Genomic DNA, 19,145 nt, shown 5'->3' on the forward strand with positions numbered 1-19,145 from the left:
TCAGGACGTCAGGTCGATCCGCACGGTCAGCAGATCCGTCCCCAGCGCCCGCACCGCCGCGCTGTTGAACCGGGGCAGGGCGCGCAGCCGGACGACCGGGTCGTCACCGGGCAGGAGGCGGGCGGTGCCGGTGTGCCAGCGCCCGCGGATCCGCACCCGCACCCGCGGATCCGCCTTGATGTTGCGGACGTACTGCGACCGCTCCCCGAACTCCGACACCACCCAGAAGGAGTCGCCGACCCGCCGTCCCCCCACCGGCGTGTGCCGCGGCAGCCCGGAGACCCGGCCGGTGGTCTCGATCACCGTCTGGAAGGGCAGACGGCGCAGGAGCGGGTTCAGGCGGCGCTGGACCGCGGTGGTGGCGCGGAACCTGAGGTCCTTGAGACGGGGCATGTCCGTACGACTCCCTCACACGACTGGCTCGAACTGTTGCTTCAATGGTGGTCGAACGCGACGGGGCTCCGACGCGAGGGGTCCCCCACCCGCGGGACCCCGACGTACGGCCTCCCGGCGCGCTGTCCTCGACGCGCGTGACGAAGGCAGGTGGCAGCGGATGGGGATGCGGACGCGGATCCGGGTCGTGACGTGGAACCTGTGGTGGCGGTTCGGGCCGTGGGAGGCGCGGCAGAAGGCCGTCCTGGAGGTACTGCGGGAGCTGGACCCCGACGTCGTGGGCCTCCAGGAGGTGTGGGCGGCCGGCGGGGAGAACCTCGCCGAGTGGCTCGCCGCCGAACTCGGCCTGCACGCGACCTGGGCCCCCTCCCACGCCCCCGAGCGCTGGCAGCGCCGGATCGGCGACCCCGAGGTCGGCATCGGCAACGCCGTACTGAGCCGCTGGCCGGTGACGGCGCGGGAGGTCCTGCCGCTGCCCGCCCCCGCCGACCTCGACGACGGCCGCCTCGCCCTCCACACCCGGATCGCGACCCCCTCGTACGACATCCCCTTCTTCACCACCCATCTCTCCTCGCCGCTGCACGCCTCGGCGGTGCGCTGCCGGCAGGTCGGCGCGCTCGCGGAGTTCGTCGCCCGGCACCGCGGCGACGGGCCGTTCCCGCCGGTCGTCACCGGGGACTTCAACGCCTGGCCGGACTCCGACGAGATCCGGCTCTTCGGCGGGTACCGGACCGCCCCCGCCGTCCCCCGCCAGGTCCTCCTGGACGCCTGGGACTTCGCCGACCCCGCCGCCCCCTGGGCCACCTGGTCCACGGACAACCCGTACGCGGCCCGCGCGGGCTGGCCGAACGCCCGCATCGACTACGTCCACGTCGGCCCGCCCGGCCCCGACGGCCTCGGCCGCGTCCACACGGCCCGCCGGGCGGGCGACGGCCCCGTGGAAGGCGTCTGGCCCTCGGACCACGCGGCGGTCGTGACGGAGCTGGCGGCCGGTCCGGCCGGGTGAGCGCGCGCTCGCGGACGTCCTACGAGGTCCCCCCGCCGAAGACGCGGTGCTGCGGTGGTGGTCGGGGACCGGCTCGCCGTGGAAGCCCCCACGGACGATGAGGACCCCTTGTGTCCGGAGCCCTCAGGGGTCCTTGCACCATGAGCGCCTGACCAGGCCGCGCGGCCCGGGCGGGCATGGTGCAAGGCCCCTCTCTTCCCCCTGATGCCGTTGTCGCTGGAGGACGCACGCGACCGGCGTGCGGTTCCGCCCCCGGGGCCTGCCGGAGGGACCGGTCACCGCCCCAGGAACACCGGATTGGTGAACGCCGCCAACACCCCCGGCACGGGCCCCGCCGCCACCTCGTGTCGCACCTCCGCCCGTACGTACGCGGCGTACGAGGGAGTCGTCACCCACTCCGCCGCTCCGGCCCCCGACACCGGCAGCGGCCCGGAGGTCGACAGCACGCCCTGGTCGGTGACGAAGCGGACGGTGCAGCGGGGGGCGCCCGTCACCTCCAGCCGTACCGTCACCGGCGTGTCCGCGTCCACCCGCAACCGCTCCCCGACGCCCGCCCGTTCGCCCCGCGAGCCCGTCGCCGTGAGGGACACGGTCACCGACGACGACTCGGCCACGTAGGAGCGGCCCGCCCGGATGCCGTCCTGGACGGCCTCGCGGGTCAGGTCGTCGGCCAGGACGACGGTCTGGGGCAGGCCGACCGCGGCGGGGGCCCGGTGGGCGTCGCTGTTGCCCATCGCCGGGATCCAGGAACGGGAGCCCGAGCGGGCGCCCGCAAGCATCGCGTCCCAGTCGGCGAGGGCGACCTCGTCGTCGGGGGTCCAGGGGCCGTTCCAGACCTCCACGGCGTCCGCCTCCCCGAAGCCGAACCTCCAGCCGCAGCCGATGCAGGTGGCGTGCGGGTGGGCCGGGACGACCAGGCCGCCCGCGCTGCGGATCCGCCGGGCGAAACGGCCGAAGCGGTGGTCGCGGGCCCGGTAACGCCAGTCGACGAAGGTGCCGGGGTCCGTGCCCAGGGCCAGGGCGTGGCCGTTGCGCGTGGTGACCTCCTCGCCCAGCAGGACCAGCAGGTCGTCCCCGGCCACCTCGGCCCAGTGGGCGTGGCCCGCGTGCGTGTTGTGCTCCGACGTGTTGATGAAGTCCAGGCCCGCCGCCCGCGCGAGCGCCCCGATCTCGGCCGGGGTGCGGCGGCCGTCCGAGTGCCAGGAGTGCAGATGGCAGTCGCCCCGGTACCAGGCCCGCCCCCGGCCGGCGGCCCGTCCGGGCGGGTACGCCGGCCGGGGGGTCCCACCCCGCTCGCCGTAGGTCAGCGTCACGGTGATCTCGTACGTCAGGCCCTGCGGCGCCACCGTGCAGGGGCCCAGCGCGAGGTGCCAGGTGCCCTCCCGCACCGGGCCGGGGAGGTATCCCGGCGTCGCCTCGTCCGCCCGCAGGAAGAACTCCGTGCGGGCGTCCCCCGACCAGCCCCGGAAGCCCTCCCCGCCCAGCGCGGTGCCCCGTTCGTCGAAGACGCCGACGTCGAGTGCGTTGCCGGGTGTGCCGACGGGGAGGGACGGGCGGTCGTAGCGGTAGGCGACCCTGAGCTCCCTGACCCCCGGCGGGACGTCCACGGGCACGTACACGAAGTCCGGCGACCCGGGCGGCAGGGTGCCCCGGACGGTCCTCGTCTCCCAGCCCTCCCGGCCGGCGGCCGATGCGAAGCTCACACCTCCCAACGTAGGCGCGGCGGCGGCCCCCGTCACGAGCAGCCGTGCGCCGTCCGGCGGCGGTGTCGCCCTCGTCGTCACCGATGCCGGCCACTGTCCCCGCCGGACGTGAACTCCCCTGCCGGACACGGGACCGGCGCGCTTGCCGCTGTCGTGCGCGCACGCAGGGCACCTGCTCGGAGACCGTCGATGCCGACCGGTCGGTATGGACAGGTGTGCGCTCCGCAGGTACAGATAGGGGACGTCCCACGTGACGAAAGAGCCGCTGCCCGAAAGGCCCGCCCATGCGCATCGCCGTCACCGTCTTCCTCACCGACGAGACGATCACCCCGACCCGCCTCGCCCGTGAGCTGGAGCAGCGCGGGTTCGCCGGGCTCTACCTGCCCGAACACACGCACATCCCCGTCGAGCGGACCACGCCCTACCCCGCCGGCGGCGAACTGCCGCGCGAGTACGGCCGCACCCTCGACCCCTTCGTCGCGCTCGGCCAGGCGGCCGCCGTCACACGGACGCTGGGCCTCGGCACCGGCATCACACTCGTCGCCCAGCACGACCCGATCGACCTCGCCAAGAAGATCGCCACCCTCGACCACCTCTCCGGCGGCCGCTTCACCCTCGGCCTCGGCTACGGCTGGAACGTCGAGGAGGCAGCCGACCACGGCGTCGAGTGGCGTACCCGCCGCGAGCTCGTCCGCGACCGGATGGCGCTGATGCAGGCCCTGTGGGCGCAGGAGCCGACCGCCTACGAGGGCGCCTTCGGCTCGGTCCGGGCCAGCCACGCCCACCCCAAGCCCGCACAGAAGCCGCGCGGCCCGGTCACCGGCCCGCGCACCCTGCTCGGGGGCGCCGCGGGTCCCAGGCTCTTCGAACACATCTGCGCGTACACCGACGGCTGGCTCCCCATCGGCGGGCGGGGCCTGTCCGAGTCCCTGCCCCTGCTGCGCGCCGCCTGGGCCGACGCCGGCCGCGACCCGGGCGCCCTCCAGGTCGTCCCCTACGCCGTCCACCCGTCCCCGGGCAAGCTCGCCCACTACGCCGACCTCGGCATCGAGGAGGTCGTGGCGCAGCTGCCCCCGGCGGGCGAGACGGAGGTACTGCGGGCACTGGACGGGTACATGCCGTACCTCTAGCCCGCACGGACCCACGACGCCGGCACGGACCCACGACGCCCGCACGGACCCTCCACGCCCGTGCGGTACCCCTGGTCCGCGCACCGAGAGCACGCACCGGCCGAAAGCCCGAGTACACCCGGTACGAGGCCTTCCGTCCGGCACGCCGAGAGCACGCACCGGACACCGCGGGCACCGCACAGGACTTCCGAAACACCCCTAGTCCGTCGCCGGACCGAAGGTCGGTGTCTCCACGTCGTCCCCGGCCGGTCCGATGTCACCCGTCCTCCACCCGGGGTCCACCGCGCAGGGCGTGGAGGCGCCGCCCGTGAAGTAGTCGCGGTCCGCGTACCACTCGAAGGACATCCGCTCCTGCCCGTCCGAGCGCGAGGCGAACAGGGACCACAGGTCTCCGCCGACGTTCTCCCGGTACGAGGTGATCTTCCAGCCGGTGTCCTTCAGATGCTCGTGGAGCCGGCGGATGCCGGGGATCGCCTGGTCGGAGGGGACGTCGTCGAGGGCCCAGCTGTGACTCATGCTGTAGGCGCCGTCGACGGTCTCGTCGGTCAGACCGCCCCGGTGGCAGAAGTCCGTCCCGAGCGTGTTCTCGGTGGAGACCCCCAACTCCTCGACGCCGGGCGGGATGGTGCGGGTGAACCCCAGCACGTCGTAGGCCTCCTGGGAGCGTTCGACGGCGAGCGCCGCCCTCTCCTCGGGCGCGACGCGGGGGAAGTCCGACGGGTCCTTCGTCACTACGGCGAGCCAGATCACGAAGGCGAGGACGAGGAGCAGCGGCACGGCGACGAGCACGGCGCAGCCGATCCCGAGGGCCTGCGCGGCGCTGGTGCGGGTCGGGGCGGCGGCGGTGGTGATCTCCTCGGGCATGGAAGGACCGTAGGCCCGCCGGGACGCCCGGCGGATCTGTACGACCGCGCACGGCGGGTGGGTATCCGTACTCAGATCGCCCGTCCCGGCCTCGCCCACCCGCCGCCGGGCGCGGTGTCCGCGGCCGGGGCGGCACCGGCCCACGGCCGCCGCGGTCAGCGAAACCGTGATCGTATGCTCGGAGGATGACGACCTCCGCGACCTCCGGAACCGGCCCCACCGACCGCCCCGGCGGCACCGGCCCGACCGAGAACTCCCTGCGTCGCGCCCTCAAACGCGCCCGGGACGGCGTCGCCCTCGACGTCGGCGAGGCCGCCGTGCTGCTCCAGGCGCGCGGCGAGGCCCTCGACGACCTCGTCGCGTCCGCCGGCCGGGTGCGGGACGCGGGCCTCGCGCAGGCCGGCAGGCCCGGCGTCATCACCTACTCGAAGAGCGTCTTCATCCCCCTCACCCGGCTGTGCCGCGACAAGTGCCACTACTGCACGTTCGTCACCGTGCCCGGCAGACTGCGCCGCGCCGGGCACGGCATGTTCATGTCTCCCGACGAGGTGCTCGACGTCGCCCGCAAGGGCGCGGCGCTCGGCTGCAAGGAGGCCCTGATCACCCTCGGCGACAAGCCGGAGGACCGGTGGCCGGAGGCGCGCGAGTGGCTCGACGCGCACGGCTACGACGACACCATCGCGTACGTACGGGCCGTCTCCGTCCGGATCCTGGAGGAGACGGGACTCCTCCCGCACCTCAACCCGGGCGTCATGAGCTGGACCGACTTCCAGCGCCTCAAGCCCGTCGCGCCGAGCATGGGCATGATGCTGGAGACCACCGCCACCCGCCTGTGGTCCGAGCCCGGCGGCCCCCACCACGGCTCCCCGGACAAGGAGCCCGCCGTACGGCTGCGGGTCCTCGAGGACGCCGGCCGCTCCTCGGTCCCCTTCACCTCCGGGATCCTCCTCGGCATCGGCGAGACGTACGAGGAGCGCGCGGAGTCGCTGTTCGCGCTGCGCAAGGTCGCGCGGGCCTACCACGGCATCCAGGAACTGATCATCCAGAACTTCCGTGCCAAGCCCGACACGGCGATGCGCGGCATGCCCGACGCGGAACTCGACGAACTGGTCGCCGCGGTGGCCGTCGCCCGGCACGTCCTCGGGCCGTCCGCCTGCCTCCAGGCCCCGCCGAACCTCGTCGACAGCGCGTACGAGCGGCTGATCGCGGCCGGCATCGACGACTGGGGCGGCGTCTCCCCGCTCACCATCGACCACGTCAACCCCGAACGCCCCTGGCCGCAGATCGAGGAACTCGCGGCGCGGTCGCGGGCCGCCGGCTTCGAGCTGCGCGAACGGCTGTGCGTGTACCCGGAGTTCGTCACCCGCGGCGAACCCTGGCTGGACCCGCGGCTGCTGCCGCACGTCCGCGCGCTCGCCGACCCGGCCACCGGCCTCGCCCGGCCCGAGGCGCTCCCGCGGGGGCTGCCGTGGCAGGAGCCGGAGGAGGCGTTCGAGGCCACCGGCCGCACCGACCTGCACCGCACCATCGACACCGACGGCCGCACCGCCGACCGCCGCGACGACTTCGACGAGGTGTACGGCGACTGGGCCGCCCTGCGCGAGGCCGCCGCCCCCGGCATGGCCCCCGAGCGCATCGACACCGACGTGCGCCAGGCCCTGCGGACGGCCGCCGACGACCCGACGAAGCTCACCGACGACGAGGCGCTCGCCCTGCTCCACGCCGACGGCCCGGCCCTGGACGCGCTGTGCCGCGTGGCCGACGACGTCCGCAGGTCGGCGGTCGGGGACGACGTGACGTACATCGTCACCCGCAACATCAACTTCACCAACGTCTGTTACACCGGCTGCCGTTTCTGCGCCTTCGCCCAGCGCCGCACCGACGCCGACGCGTACACCCTCTCCCTGGACCAGGTCGCCGACCGCGCCCAGCAGGCCTGGGACGTGGGCGCGGTGGAGGTCTGCATGCAGGGCGGCATCCACCCCGACCTGCCCGGCACGGCGTACTTCGACATCGCACGGGCGGTGAAGTCCCGCGTCCCCGGCATGCACGTGCACGCGTTCTCCCCGATGGAGGTCGTCAACGGCGCGACCCGCACCGGGCTGTCCGTCCGCGAGTGGCTGACGGCGGCGAAGGAGGCCGGCCTCGACTCCATCCCCGGCACGGCGGCGGAGATCCTCGACGACGAGGTCCGCTGGGTCCTCACCAAGGGCAAGCTGCCGACGGCCACCTGGATCGAGGTGATCACGACCGCCCACGAGCTGGGCATCCGCTCGTCCTCGACGATGATGTACGGCCATGTCGACCAGCCCCGCCACTGGCTCGGCCACCTGCGCACGCTCGCCGGGATCCAGCAGCGCACCGGCGGCTTCACCGAGTTCGTCACCCTGCCGTTCATCCACACCAACGCGCCGGTCTACCTCGCCGGCATCGCCCGCCCCGGCCCGACGACCAGGGACAACCGGGCGGTGACGGCGATGGCACGGCTGCTGCTGCACCCGCACATCCCCCACATCCAGACCAGTTGGGTGAAGTTGGGCGCGGAGGGCGCGGCGGAGATGCTCCGCTCGGGCGCCAACGACCTCGGCGGCACGCTGATGGAGGAGACCATCTCCCGGATGGCGGGCTCGTCGTACGGCTCCTACAAGTCGGTGCGCGACCTGGTCGCCGTCGCCGACGCGGCGGGCCGCCCGGCCCGGCCCCGCACCACCCTCTACGGGGAGGTGCCCGAGGAGCGGCGGCGGGCCGCCGCGGCCTCCGACGGCCACCTGCCGGAACTGCTGCCGGTGCTGGAGTGAGCGGCGGGACGGGACCGATCAGAGGGCGCCCCACAGTACGATGATCGAACCCCCGCCAGGAGAGGGGCCCCGTACCTGAGGAGATGCGTGCCCGTGCCAGCCCGACGGCTGCCCTCGTGGGCCTGGGTCACCGGTCTGACGGCCGGCGCGATCGTCGCGGTCGCCGCGCTGACGGTGCAGGCCGACAAGGGCCCGCATCCCACGGTGCCCGCGGCCCGGCCGTCGGCGTCGCCCGCCGCGGGCGCCGAGTCCTCGGCCTCCGCCTCCCCGGCGGCCCCGAAGGCGCCGGCCGTTCCCGCGTCCTCCGGCACCGGCCGCCGCATCGTGTACTCCCTGGGCCAGGACCGGGTCTGGCTCGTCGACGCGGACGACGCGGCGCGCCGCACCTTCACGGTCTGGCCGGGCACCGTCGACCCCGAGCCCGGCACCTACACGGTGTCGGTGCGCAAGGACGCCACCACCGGCTCGGACGGCGTCCCCATCGAGCACATCGTCTACTTCTCGGTGAAGTCGGGCGTCAACATCGCCTTCTCCAACGCCGTCGACGGCTCGTCCCCGGCGCCCGCCACGGGAACCCGGACCGGCGGCATCCGCATGGCGAAGGCCGACGGGGCCGCGCTGTGGGCGTTCGGGGCGACGGAGACGCGCGTACGGGTCGTCGAGTAGCCGGTCCTCGAGGTCCTCCGGTCAGCCGGTGGTCCCCGGCCTCCGCTCGAACGGCAGGAACTGCACGATCAGCACGACCCCGCTGAGCAGGAACACCCGCAGCGCCGCGTCCAGCCCGTTCCAGTCCGACGACTGCCACATCGCGAACCACTCGCCGCCGATCGCGATGAACCCGCCCCCGAACAGCAGCATCAGCATGAGCAGGCCGTACGTGGACACGCTCCGCGCGCGGGCCTCGTCGCGCCGGGCCCAGAACCACGTCCCGGCGGTCAGCACGGCCGCGGCGACGGTCTCCCAGGCGATGATCGCCACGTACGCGGCGTCCTGGAGCCCCTTGCTGGTGATCGCCCGCCACATCAGGTCGTCGTCCTTGAAGGTGGTGTCCATCGCGAGGACGTGTCTGACGAACTGTTGGTTGGTGCCGAAGTCGGTGATGTTCCCGAAGGCGACCAAGGCGGTGTAGAGGGCGACGGTGCCGGTGAGGAGCGTCGCGGTGAGGGTGAGAGCCCGAGCCGTGCCGGTGCTGTGGGTGATGTTCCTGGTGTCAGGGGTAGTCATGGGGAAAATGTGCCCACAGGGTTGATCGACTCCCGTCCACATCGCGCCAGAATCCGGTCCCCACGGGTCCTCCACCGGACCCGCACTCCACCGCACCGCCACCGGGCGGGCACACAGCAGGCACACCGGGCATAGCGCCCTGGCCGCCGCCGGTCCGGCCCGTTCGCCCCTCAACGCCCCGTCCCCGTTCGATTACAGTGACGAACCGTCGTACGTACGGACGGTGCCCGGGGAGGACAAGGTGGGTGCGACTGCCGGGGCCGTCTGGGGCCGGACCGAACAGCAGGACTTCCGCAGCCGGGTGCGCGGCACGCTGCTGGGCGCGGCCGTCGGCGACGCGTTCGGGGCGCCCGTGGACGGCCTGGGGCTGGAGGAGATCCGGCAGGGCCACGGCCCCGAGGGACTCGTCGACCTCGCCCCCGCCTACGGCCGGCGCGGCGCCGTCACCCACCTCACCCAGCTGACCCTGTTCACCGTGGACGGCCTGATCCGCGCCCAGGTCCGCCGCGACACCGGCGCCTGGCATCCGCCGACCGATCTGCACCGGGCGTATCTGAGATGGGCCGCCACCCAGCGCGACTGGGGGCCCGACCTGCGCAAGGACGACGGCTGGCTGGCCCGCGAGGAGTGGCTGTACGCCCGCCGCGACCCGACCCGCCCGCTGCTGCTGGGGCTCGGCGACGACACGATGGGCACCCTGGAGAAGCCCAAGAACCCCGACGCGGCCGGCCCCGAGGTCACCGCCCGCTCCGCGCCCTTCGGGCTGCTCGTCGGCTGGGAGCCCCAGCTCGTCGCCCAGCTCGCCGTCGAGTGCGCCGCCCAGACCCACGGCCGTCCGACGGCCTGCCTGGCGGCCGGCGCGTACGCGGTGACCGTGCACGCGCTGGCCCGCGGCGACAGCCTCGACGGCGCGGTGCAGCAGGCGCTCGCCCTGATGGCCGCACGGCCGGGACACGAGCCGGTGTCGGAGGCGATGCAGCGGGCGCTGGGCGCCGTGCGGCAGGGACTGCCCGGCCCCGCTCGGGTGGAGGAACTGGCCGGGGCGGGTACGGCGGAGGGGGTGCTGTCGGCCGCGCTGTACTGCGCGCTGGTCGCGGAGGACGTCCGTCACGGGCTGCGCCTGGCGGTGAACCACGGTGCCCCGTCGGCGGCGACGGGCGCCGTGGCGGGCGGGCTGCTCGGTGCCCTGCACGGCGAGACGGCCCTCCCGCCGGCCTGGCTGGCCGAGCTGGAGGGCCGCCCCACGATCCTGGAACTGGCCGACGACTTCGCCATGGAGATGACCCAGGGGCCGGCTCTGCACGGCCCCGCGGGAGCCTCCCCGGGCTGGCTGTCCCGCTACCCCCGCGGCGGCCCGAGCTGAACCCCTCAGGCCCCTGCCCCCAGGCCCCTGCCCCAAGCCAGCCGACCCGGGTCCTCGGCTCTCGTCCCGGGTCCTCGGCTCTCGTCCCGGGCCCTCGCCCCCGACCCTCGGCCCCAGCCCGATCTTGGCTGTCGGCCCCGGCGCCGGCCCTGACCCGGGCCTCGGCCCTCGACGCCGGCACTCGACCCCTGCCCGGGTCTGGACCCGACCGCGGTCCCCGGCCCCCGCCCTGTGCCCAGCGCCGGCGGTCGGTTCCCCGGCCCCGTCAGACCGGGGTGGTCGGCTGACCCCCCACCGTGTCCCTCGGCTCCGGGGCGGCCGCCGCCCCCGCGGAGTCGTCGTCGTCCGTGTTGATGCGGTCGATGATCGCGAGCCGTTCCGGGGTGTCCTCCGGCTTCAGGAAGCCGATCAGGATGTACAGGACCAGGGAGACCGCGAGCGGCACGGAGACCTGGTACTGCAACGGCACACCGCCCTCGAGGCTCCAGTCGATCGGGTAGTTGACCAGCCAGAAGGCGAGCAGGCCCATCGACCAGCTCACCAGGGCGGCCGTCGGGCCGGAGCGGCGGAAGGGGCGCAGCAGGCCGAGCATCATCGGGATGGCCATCGGGCCCATCAGACCGGCCACCCACTTGATCACGACGGTGATGATGTCCTTGAAGGTGGGGGAGTTGACCTGGGTCGCCGCCGCCATGGACAGTCCGAGGAAGACGACCGTCGCGATCCGCGCAACCCGCAGTCCCTGGCCCTGGCTCCAGGTCCGCGCCCTGGGCCAGATCACCGGCGCGCAGTCCCGGGTGAAGACGGCGGCGATGGCGTTGGCGTCGGAGGAGCACATGGCCATCGTGTGGGAGAAGAAGCCGACGATGACCAGCCCCAGCAGGCCGTGCGGCAGGAGCTGTTCGGTCATCAGGGCGTAGGAGTCGGAGCCGTCCTGCTTCTGGGACTCGACCAGCAGCGGTGACATCCACATGGGGAAGAACAGCACCAGCGGCCAGACCAGCCACAGCACCGCCGACAGGCGCGCCGACCGCTCGGCCTCCTTGGCGTTGGGGGTGGCCATGTACCGCTGGGCCTGGTTGAGCATGCCGCCGTTGTACTCGAAGAGCTTGATGAAGAGGAACGCCAGCAGGAAGACCGTGCCGTACGGGCCGACCAGCGGCTCCTCGTGGCCCCGGAGCGCCGGTTCGTCCCAGGCACTGACGACGGTGAGGCCCTTGTCGCCGAGTTCCATGACGACGGCGACGAACATCGCGATGCCGGCGAGGAGCTGGATGACGAACTGGCCGAGTTCGGTCAGCGCGTCGGCCCACAGGCCGCCGATGGTGCAGTAGACGGCGGTGATCCCGCCGGTGATGAGGATGCCCTGGTTCAGCGAGATGCCGGTGAACACGGACAGCAGGGTGGCGATGGCGGCCCACTTGGCACCGACGTCCACGATCTTCAGCAGCATCCCGGACCAGGCCAGTGCCTGCTGCGTCTTCAGGTCGTACCGGTTCTTCAGGTACTCCAGCGGGGAAGCGACATGGAGTCGGGAGCGCAGCCGGTTGATGCGGGGCGCGAACAGCTTGGAACCGATGGCGATGCCGAGCGCGATGGGGAAGGACCAGGTGATGAAGGAGGTGACGCCGTAGGTGTAGGCGATGCCGGCGTACCCGGTGAACATCACCGCGCTGTAGCCCGACATGTGGTGGGAGATGCCGGACAGCCACCAGGGCATCTTGCCGCCCGCGGTGAAGAAGTCGCTGACGTTGTCGACCCGTTTGTGGGACCAGACGCCGATGGCGACCATCACGCCGAAGTAGCCGATGAGCACGGCCCAGTCGAGACCGTTCATGTGCCCCCTTCCAGGGTTCGCCGCCAGGGTCAGGCAGGTGAACTCTGGGTGGGGTGGCATGGCCACGGCAAGCAAGAGGTAGGTCAAGAGGGGGTAAAATAGTTCTCCGGAGTGACCCGGGTTCACATACCTGAATTGCCGCCCGGAAGAGAAAATGGCCGGAAAAGGCCGGTCAGCGCATCAGTTCCCCGGCGTTGACCAGCAGCGACTGCCCGGTGATGGCCCGCGCCCGATCAGAGGCGAGGAAGGCCGCCGCGTCGGCCACATCCGCGTCCGTGGCCAGTTCCGGCAGTGCCATCCGCTCGGCCAGCCGCCCGAGCACGACCTCTTCCGGGACCCCTTCCGTCGCCGCGGTGAACCGCACGTAGGCCTGGACCGGCGGCCCCCACATCCATCCCGGCAGCACGGTGTTCACCCGGATCCGGTGCGGACCGAGCTCCCGGGCCAGGGAGTACATCGCGCTCGTCAGCGCCCCCTTCGACGCCGCGTACGCCGCCTGCCGCACCTGCGAGGGCGCCGCCACCGCCGACTGCGTGCCGATGAACACCACCGACCCGCCCCGCTCCTTCAGCCCGTCGAGACAGGCCCGCGTCATCCGCAGCGACCCCAGCAGGTTCACGTCGATCACCGACCGCCAGGTCGCGAAGTCCGCGTCCTCCAGCCCCCCGAAGTGGGAGTCGCGGGCCGCGACGTGCACCACCGCGTCGATCCCCCCGAACCGCTCGCGCGCCAGCTCCGCCAGCGCCGCGCACTGCCCCTCGTCGGTGACGTCCGTCGCCCGGTACGCCGTGTGCGCCCCGTCCGGGTCGATCGCGGCGGCGCTGCGGGCGAGGTTCGCCTCCGTCCGCGCCCCCAGCACCGCGTTCCCGCCGTCCCGCACCACGGCCGCGGCGACCTGGTGGCCGAGCCCGGCGCCCACCCCCGACACGACGACGGTCTTGCCGGTGAGCAGGGGCATCGGTGCCTCCCGGGTCTGGCGCATCATCTGACGGGGCGTCAGAGTATGGGCGACCGCAGGAGGACGGAAGGGGAAGCGCATGAGCGAGGAGACCCGCAGCGAGACGTACGCCGAACTGGCCGCCGTCGGCCCGTACGGGGTGCGCCCCGGACACGCCCTGATCACCCTCGTCGAACCCCACCCGGGCCACGAGTACGCCTACAACCGCTGGTACGAGGACGACCACTACTACGCCGGCGCGATGGCCATGCCCTGGATGTTCGCCGGCCGCCGCTGGGTGGCGACCAGGGACCTGCAACTGCTCCGCCGCCCCGGGAAGTCCGCCGTCGCCCAGCCCGTCACCACCGGCTGCTACCTCTCCACCTACTGGATCACCGACGGCCGCTACGACGACCACATGCGCTGGACCGTCGCCATCAACCGGCGCCTCAACCGCGACGCCCGCGTCTACCGCGACCGCACCCACGTCTTCACCGCGTTCCACGACCACCAGACGACGGTCTACCGCGACGGCGCCGCCGGCCCCCGCGACGTCCACGCCCTGGACCACCCCTACGCCGGTCTGGTCCTCCAGGTCGTCGACGCGGAGTCCCCCGAGCGGCGGGCCGCCCTGCTGGAGTGGCTGACCACCCGCCACCTCCCGAGGCGTCTCGCCGCGTCCCCGACCGCCCTGGTGACCGTCTTCCGGCCGACCCCCCTCCCCGGCGACCGCATGACCTACGTCAAGCAGGTCGAAGCCGTCGACACCCGCCTGACCCTGCTGTGGTTCCTGGAGGCCGACCCCAGGGACGCCTGGGACCGGCACTTCACCGGCCTGGAGGAAGCGGTGGGGGAGACGGGCCTGGGCAGGGTGGAACTGCTGGCCCCCTTCGTCCCCACCGTGCCGGGCACGGACACCCACGTCGCGCGGCTGCGGACGACCGGCCCGTCCGGCGGCGCCCCCTCCGGGGAGGACTGAGGGGAGGGCGAGCCGGGCTCCCCTGTTGTCCGGAGCCCCGAGGCCGGGCCGTTCAGGCCGCGGAGCGGGCCCGGGGCCGACGGCCCCCGGCACCCCGCGCCGCGGTCACTGCAACTCGTCCGGACACGGTGTGCCCCGCCGGAACTGGTAGGGCGCGGCGATCCGGTACGTCCCGGCCTTCGGCGCGACCAGCATGGTCCACCGGTCGCCGTCCGCGTCCTCCTCCGTCTCGAACAGGCAGCCGTGGACGTTGTCGTACGTCTTCGGCTCGCCCTCGGCCCGGTTCTTGGACGCCTCCGTCTCCTGCGGCGGCTTCAGGCCCTTGCCGTCCGCGTCGACGAGGCCCAGCCACGGCGAGTACGGGATCCGGATCAGGATCCGCCCGGCCTTGCGCACCTTGATCGTCATCTCGCCCTGCGCCGCCCGCTCCACGACCGCGTTCGGCTCGGCGAGCGGCCCCGGGTCGACGACCCGGAACAACTGCCAGTTCGCGTCGCCCCAGATCTGCTCCAGATACGGCAGCCCCCGCTGCACCAGCTCCCGCTCCCGCTGCCCGCCGTCCCCGTCGGGCTCGTCCTTGGGCACGACCACGAAGTGCACGGCCCACCGCTGGAGCCACTCGCGGTAGTTCGCCGAGTTGAGCGTGTCGTCGTAGAAGAGGGGGTTGCGCTCCATGTCGGCCTGCCGGTTCCAGCCCCGGGCCAGGTTGACGTACGGCGCGAGCGCGGAGGCCTCGCGGTGCGAGCGGGCCGGGACGACCTCCACGCGGCCCTTCTCCGCCCCGACCTCCTGCAACTCGTTGACCAGCGGCGCCAGCTCGCGCGCCCAGGACGCGGCCGGCGTCGTGCGCACGACGTCGTCGACCGACTTGAAACCGATCCACCCCACGAACGTCGCGCACGACAGGGCGATCACGTACCACTTGGCGCTGCGCGGCACCGCGAACGGCAGCGCCGCGGCCAGCACCACCCCCGCGAAGAGCATCGCCAGCCGGGTGATGTTCGAACCGATCTGCGAGCTGATGATCCACACCAGCAGCACCGCGATGCCGTACACGGCCGCCGTGATCCGCACGGTCTTCCAGTCGCTCGGTACGACGGCGTAGACGACGGCCGAGAACAGCAGCGGCAGCAGCGCCGAGCCGAACGACATCGGCTGTGTCCCGGAGAACGGGAACAGCCAGGCCGAGACGGCGACGACCGCGCTCGGCGCGATCCCCAGCGCCCACGCGCCCGGCCGCCGCTTCTGCAGGAACATCGCGACCGCCACCAGACCCACGAACAGGCCCGCCACCGGCGACCCCATCGTGGCGAGCGCGGCGAGCGGAGCCGCGCACAGCGCCTTCGCCCACCGCCTGTACCGCCAGCGGTGCGGCCAGCAGAAGACGACGGCGACCGCGCCGAGCGCGAACATGTTGCCGAGCCCGAACGTCACCCGCCCCGAGACCGCGTTGCACAGCAGGGCGAAGACCCCCACCAGCGCCGGCCACACCGGGTTCCTCACCGGCCGGCAGCGCAGCAGGATCAGCGTCAGCAGCCCCGCCGACAGCGTCCCGGCGATCATCATCGTCGTCCGCACCCCGAGCACGGACATCAGATACGGCGACACCACGCTGTACGACACCGGATGCATGCCGCCGTACCAGGCGAGGTTGTACGCGGAGTCGGGGTGGCGGCCGACGAACTCGGCCCACGCGTCCTGCGCCGCCAGATCCCCACCGCTGTTCGCGAAGGTGAAGAACCAGATGACGTGCAGGAGGGCGGACAGGGCCGTCATCGACAGCACGAGGTGCCGGCGGAGCCATCCGCCGACCCGGCCGGGCACGCCTGTCATACGGGACGCCTCGGGGGCGCGCTCCGCCCGGTCCCGCTCCCCGCTGCCGCCGTCACGGGCACCGGCCTGCGGCGCGGGCAGGCGTACCCGCGGGCCGGTGTCCGGGCCCGGACCGGTGTCGTCGGCGCGTGTCGGCTCCGCAGTGGCCACTCGAAGGCACTCCCCGTGTCCTGTCTTCTGTTCTCGGCCGCGTCCCGTTCGCGTCCGCTTCTCGGCCGCGTCGCCGCGACCGCCGACCTGTCCCGTTTCGCGACGCTAGCACGCGCCCCGCCGAGCGGCTGCCCGGCGGGGCGCGGTGCGTTTTGTTCGGAGCTCTCAGGGCTCCTTGCACCATGCCCGCCCGGGCCGCGTGGTCCGGTGCCGTGCATCGCAAGGCGCCGGACAACGCGGCCTGATCAGGCGCTCACAGTGCAAGGGCCCCTCAGCCGATGCGGGTCAGCTTGTCCGAGAGGCCCGGCTCGGCCAGGTCCTTCTGGAGGGTGACCGGCACCCGTACCGCGCCCCCGGAGCCGTCGCCGACCGTGAGCGTGCCGACCCGGGTGCCCGCCTTCGCCGTGTGCGGAACGTCCCCGGCGGCGAACGACAGCTTCGTCGTCATCCCGGGCCAGCCGACGGTGGTGACGTCCTCGGTGACGACGACCGGGGTGCGGCCGCCGAGACCGTCGTCCACGTACCCGACCACGTCGCCCTTCTTCAGGGTCTTCGCCGAGATCAGCGCCTTCTGGGCGGCGGTCAGGGCCGTCCTGCTGACCCGGTTGACCGTCTTGAGGATGGTCGGCTTGTGCTGGCCGAGGATCGCGCCGACGATCGTGACCGTCTCACCGCCCACCTCCTTGCGGGCGGCGAAGAGCAGGTTGCCGCCGGCCGCGGTGGTGGAGCCGGTCTTGATGCCGATCGCGCCCATGAGGAAGGGGAGCTCGTTGTAGTTCGAGAAGTAGGTGCCGGAGGGGTCCGTCCAGCTGGCCGCGCTGGTGATGGCGACGAGGGCCGGGATCTTCACGACCGCGTTGCCGAGCTTCACCTGGTCCTCCGCCGTGGAGACGGTCGTCTCCTTCAGCCCGGAGGGGTCGGTGTACGTCGTCCTCGTCATCCCGAGCTCCTTGGCGGCGGCGTTCATCTTCTCGACGAACGCCGCCTCCGAGCCCGCGTCCCAGCGGGCCAGCAGCCGGGCGATGTTGTTCGCGGACGGGATCATGACGGCCGACAGGGCCTGCTTCAGCGTGAGCTTGTCACCGGCCTTGACGCTGTTGAGGGTGGACTCGCCGTCCTTGTAGTAGCCGCCCTCCGTCTCGGCGGTGGCGTCGACGGTGATGCCCGGACCCTCCTCGCCCATCTTGAGCGGGTGGGCCTTGAGGATGACGTAGGCGGTCATCGTCTTGGCCACCGAGCCGATCGCGACGGGCGTCTGCTTGCCGAAGCTGTCCATCGTGCCGATGCCGTCGACGTCCATCCAGCCCTGGCCCTCGCCGGGCCACGGCAGCGAGAGCTTGCTGCCCTCAAAGGTGTACGAGTCCTTCGCGGTGAGCGTCAGCTCGGGCGCGGGCAGCGGCCGCACGGCCTGTACGACCGCAAACACGATCACCAGCAGGAGGGCCAGCGGTGTCCAGATCTTGACCCGCCGGGCCAGCGTCCTCAGCGGGGTCGGCGGAGGCGGCGGGGTGTTCGTCAGCTCGGCCAGCAGGTCCAGCGGCGGCTTCGGCGGCAGCGGCTGCTGCGTCGTGCGCTCCGGGCCGATCTGCGGGACGACTGCGGTGGAGTCGGCGGCGGGCCGGACCGTGTCGGGCTTCGCCGGTTCGGCGGGCTCGGCCGGCTCCGTGCGCCTCGGCTTGCGCGTGGAGGGGTCGTCGAGGGGCTTGAGCGCGACGAACGTACTGGTGCGCTCGGCCTCGGGCTCAGGCTCGGGCTCCGCCTCGGGTTCGGGCTCCGCCTTGTCGGCGGTGTCCGTCTTCGGAGCCCCGGTGGCCTTGGCGGCGTCGCCCAGCTTCAGCATGGTGGTCGGCTGGTCGACGGCCGGCTCGGCGGGCCGCAGGGTCTTGAAGACGGCGGTGGGCTGGTCGACGGGGGCGTCGGACGGGTCGTCAGCCGCGGAGTCCGCCGGCTCGGCGGCGTCGGCCCCGGACTCGGCGTCGGTCTCGGCCTCGGGCTCGGGCTCGGTTTCGGTCTCGGGCTCGGGCTCGGTGTCGGACTTCGGCTTGGTGCCGTCGGAGGCTTCGGCCTTGCCGGCCGCTTCGGCCTTGTCGGTCCTGCCGCCCTCGCGCGCGTCGGTCGTGTCGTCCGCGTCGGTCGCCCACTTCGGAGCGGGCTTCGAGGCGGGCTTGGCCTCGGGCTCGCGCGCCTGCCCGGCTTTCGCGTTGTCGCCGGAGTCGTCGGAGCCGCCGTCACCCTCGGAGCCGTCGTCGTGGGAACCGTCCGGGGCCTCGACCGAGCCGCCATCGGCCGTCTCGGCGTCCTCGGCGGCGTCCTTCCCGTCCTTCTCGTCGGCCGAGGCCACCCACTGCGCGACGGCGGCCCGCAACCGCTCGTCACCGCCCTCGGAGGCGCTGGAGGTGCTGGAGGCGTCGGAGGCGTCCGCATCCGTCCCGGCATCCCGGGAGGCGTCCTCGGGGTCGTCCTCGGCGTCCTTCCCGGAGGTCTCCTGCGGCTTCCCGGCGGAACCCGCGCCCTTCTCGGCGTCACGCTCCGGCCGGGACGCCGACGCCGACGCCGGCTCAGACTCCGGGTCCGGGTCCGACCCGGAGTCCGTCTCCGGCTCGGAGTCCGTCTCCGTCTTCAGGTCTCGTACGGAGAACACCCGGGTCGCCGTGTCCACCCCGCCCCGCGTCTCGGGAACCCGCGGATCCCGTGCCTCGGGAACCGTGCCCGCGCTCCCCGACGTCGGTTCCGCCGACGACTCGTGCTGCTTCGACCTGTCGGGGGACTCGCCCGCCACCGATGCCTCCTCCATGTGCCGCACGCCCACCGCGCGCCTGCCGAACCATGAACCGCCGCCCGGGACACCGCCGTCCGACGCTGTCCGAACCATGTACCAGTGTCCTGTGTAGAGGGCTTGGCTCCTGCGGTAGACGAGAACGACATACC

The 19,145-nt window shown here is 73.2% G+C and carries 14 protein-coding genes; 6 read left to right on the top strand and 8 right to left on the bottom strand.

Features of this window, described 5'->3' with window-relative positions:
* Window positions 1-393 carry a nitroreductase/quinone reductase family protein gene (locus ACZ4YY_RS15700; protein WP_468289334.1) on the bottom strand — a complete coding sequence of 131 codons (393 nt, stop codon included), beginning with the start codon at window positions 391-393 and terminating at the stop codon, window positions 1-3.
* A 160-nt stretch (window positions 394-553) separates the two neighbouring features.
* Here ACZ4YY_RS15700 and ACZ4YY_RS15705 point away from each other — a divergent pair, with 160 nt between their 5' ends.
* Window positions 554-1,399, top strand: coding sequence for an endonuclease/exonuclease/phosphatase family protein (locus ACZ4YY_RS15705; protein ID WP_468289337.1), 846 nt, complete (start codon window positions 554-556; stop codon window positions 1,397-1,399).
* 275 nt (window positions 1,400-1,674) lie between these two features.
* On the opposite strand, the gene ACZ4YY_RS15710 is transcribed toward ACZ4YY_RS15705, so the two are convergent.
* Window positions 1,675-3,102: a CehA/McbA family metallohydrolase gene (locus ACZ4YY_RS15710; RefSeq protein WP_468289340.1), complete on the bottom strand. Its 1,428-nt coding sequence runs from the start codon at window positions 3,100-3,102 to the stop codon at window positions 1,675-1,677.
* Window positions 3,103-3,386: 284 nt separating this feature from the next.
* Between ACZ4YY_RS15710 and ACZ4YY_RS15715 the strand changes: the two genes are divergently transcribed.
* Complete coding sequence (locus ACZ4YY_RS15715) at window positions 3,387-4,232, top strand: TIGR03619 family F420-dependent LLM class oxidoreductase (protein WP_468289343.1); 846 nt, start codon at window positions 3,387-3,389, stop codon at window positions 4,230-4,232.
* Between the two features lie 198 nt (window positions 4,233-4,430).
* Here the strand turns inward: ACZ4YY_RS15715 and ACZ4YY_RS15720 are convergent, their stop codons facing one another.
* On the bottom strand, window positions 4,431-5,096 hold the full coding sequence (locus ACZ4YY_RS15720) for a hypothetical protein (RefSeq protein ID WP_468289345.1): 666 nt from the start codon (window positions 5,094-5,096) through the stop codon (window positions 4,431-4,433).
* Window positions 5,097-5,281: 185 nt separating this feature from the next.
* On the opposite strand from ACZ4YY_RS15720, the gene ACZ4YY_RS15725 reads away from it, so the two are divergent.
* Together ACZ4YY_RS15725 and ACZ4YY_RS15730 are read left to right on the top strand one after the other, a co-directional pair.
* Window positions 5,282-7,894 carry a bifunctional FO biosynthesis protein CofGH gene (locus tag ACZ4YY_RS15725; protein WP_468289348.1) on the top strand — a complete coding sequence of 871 codons (2,613 nt, stop codon included), beginning with the start codon at window positions 5,282-5,284 and terminating at the stop codon, window positions 7,892-7,894.
* A gap of 87 nt (window positions 7,895-7,981) precedes the next feature.
* Complete coding sequence (locus tag ACZ4YY_RS15730) at window positions 7,982-8,560, top strand: hypothetical protein (protein WP_468289351.1); 579 nt, start codon at window positions 7,982-7,984, stop codon at window positions 8,558-8,560.
* A 21-nt stretch (window positions 8,561-8,581) separates the two neighbouring features.
* On the opposite strand, the gene ACZ4YY_RS15735 is transcribed toward ACZ4YY_RS15730, so the two are convergent.
* Window positions 8,582-9,118, bottom strand: coding sequence for a DUF2165 domain-containing protein (locus tag ACZ4YY_RS15735; protein ID WP_468289354.1), 537 nt, complete (start codon window positions 9,116-9,118; stop codon window positions 8,582-8,584).
* 241 nt (window positions 9,119-9,359) lie between these two features.
* Here ACZ4YY_RS15735 and ACZ4YY_RS15740 point away from each other — a divergent pair, with 241 nt between their 5' ends.
* The gene (locus ACZ4YY_RS15740; protein ID WP_468289357.1) at window positions 9,360-10,481 is read left to right on the top strand and encodes an ADP-ribosylglycohydrolase family protein; all 1,122 of its coding nucleotides are present in this window, start codon (window positions 9,360-9,362) and stop codon (window positions 10,479-10,481) included.
* Window positions 10,482-10,746: 265 nt separating this feature from the next.
* Here ACZ4YY_RS15740 and ACZ4YY_RS15745 read toward each other — a convergent pair whose 3' ends face one another.
* Together ACZ4YY_RS15745 and ACZ4YY_RS15750 are read right to left on the bottom strand one after the other, a co-directional pair.
* Window positions 10,747-12,318 carry a sodium:solute symporter family protein gene (locus tag ACZ4YY_RS15745; RefSeq protein ID WP_468289360.1) on the bottom strand — a complete coding sequence of 524 codons (1,572 nt, stop codon included), beginning with the start codon at window positions 12,316-12,318 and terminating at the stop codon, window positions 10,747-10,749.
* Between the two features lie 172 nt (window positions 12,319-12,490).
* Entirely contained in the window at window positions 12,491-13,276 is a 786-nt protein-coding gene (locus ACZ4YY_RS15750) for an SDR family oxidoreductase (RefSeq protein WP_468289363.1), read from the bottom strand.
* 79 nt (window positions 13,277-13,355) lie between these two features.
* Between ACZ4YY_RS15750 and ACZ4YY_RS15755 the strand changes: the two genes are divergently transcribed.
* On the top strand, window positions 13,356-14,234 hold the full coding sequence (locus tag ACZ4YY_RS15755) for a hypothetical protein (RefSeq protein WP_468289365.1): 879 nt from the start codon (window positions 13,356-13,358) through the stop codon (window positions 14,232-14,234).
* A gap of 105 nt (window positions 14,235-14,339) precedes the next feature.
* Here the strand turns inward: ACZ4YY_RS15755 and ACZ4YY_RS15760 are convergent, their stop codons facing one another.
* Both ACZ4YY_RS15760 and ACZ4YY_RS15765 read right to left on the bottom strand, forming a co-directional pair.
* Entirely contained in the window at window positions 14,340-16,217 is a 1,878-nt protein-coding gene (locus ACZ4YY_RS15760) for an MFS transporter (protein WP_468289368.1), read from the bottom strand.
* Window positions 16,218-16,488: 271 nt separating this feature from the next.
* Window positions 16,489-19,089 carry a D-alanyl-D-alanine carboxypeptidase family protein gene (locus ACZ4YY_RS15765; protein WP_468289371.1) on the bottom strand — a complete coding sequence of 867 codons (2,601 nt, stop codon included), beginning with the start codon at window positions 19,087-19,089 and terminating at the stop codon, window positions 16,489-16,491.
* Window positions 19,090-19,145 lie beyond the last annotated feature (56 nt).

The sequence above is a fragment of the Streptomyces sp. NPDC030143 genome (assembly GCF_055573695.1).

What these genes read in the sequence shown, in the direction of transcription:
- ACZ4YY_RS15750 (WP_468289363.1), bottom strand. Translation starts at nt 13,276, where the DNA reads ATGCCCCTGCTCACCGGCAAGACCGTCGTCGTGTCGGGGGTGGGCGCC.
- ACZ4YY_RS15725 (WP_468289348.1), top strand. Translation starts at nt 5,282, where the DNA reads ATGACGACCTCCGCGACCTCCGGAACCGGCCCCACCGACCGCCCCGGC.
- ACZ4YY_RS15765 (WP_468289371.1), bottom strand. Translation starts at nt 19,089, where the DNA reads ATGGTTCGGACAGCGTCGGACGGCGGTGTCCCGGGCGGCGGTTCATGG.
- ACZ4YY_RS15715 (WP_468289343.1), top strand. Translation starts at nt 3,387, where the DNA reads ATGCGCATCGCCGTCACCGTCTTCCTCACCGACGAGACGATCACCCCG.
- ACZ4YY_RS15745 (WP_468289360.1), bottom strand. Translation starts at nt 12,318, where the DNA reads ATGAACGGTCTCGACTGGGCCGTGCTCATCGGCTACTTCGGCGTGATG.
- ACZ4YY_RS15705 (WP_468289337.1), top strand. Translation starts at nt 554, where the DNA reads ATGGGGATGCGGACGCGGATCCGGGTCGTGACGTGGAACCTGTGGTGG.
- ACZ4YY_RS15735 (WP_468289354.1), bottom strand. Translation starts at nt 9,118, where the DNA reads ATGACTACCCCTGACACCAGGAACATCACCCACAGCACCGGCACGGCT.
- ACZ4YY_RS15700 (WP_468289334.1), bottom strand. Translation starts at nt 393, where the DNA reads ATGCCCCGTCTCAAGGACCTCAGGTTCCGCGCCACCACCGCGGTCCAG.
- ACZ4YY_RS15720 (WP_468289345.1), bottom strand. Translation starts at nt 5,096, where the DNA reads ATGCCCGAGGAGATCACCACCGCCGCCGCCCCGACCCGCACCAGCGCC.
- ACZ4YY_RS15755 (WP_468289365.1), top strand. Translation starts at nt 13,356, where the DNA reads ATGAGCGAGGAGACCCGCAGCGAGACGTACGCCGAACTGGCCGCCGTC.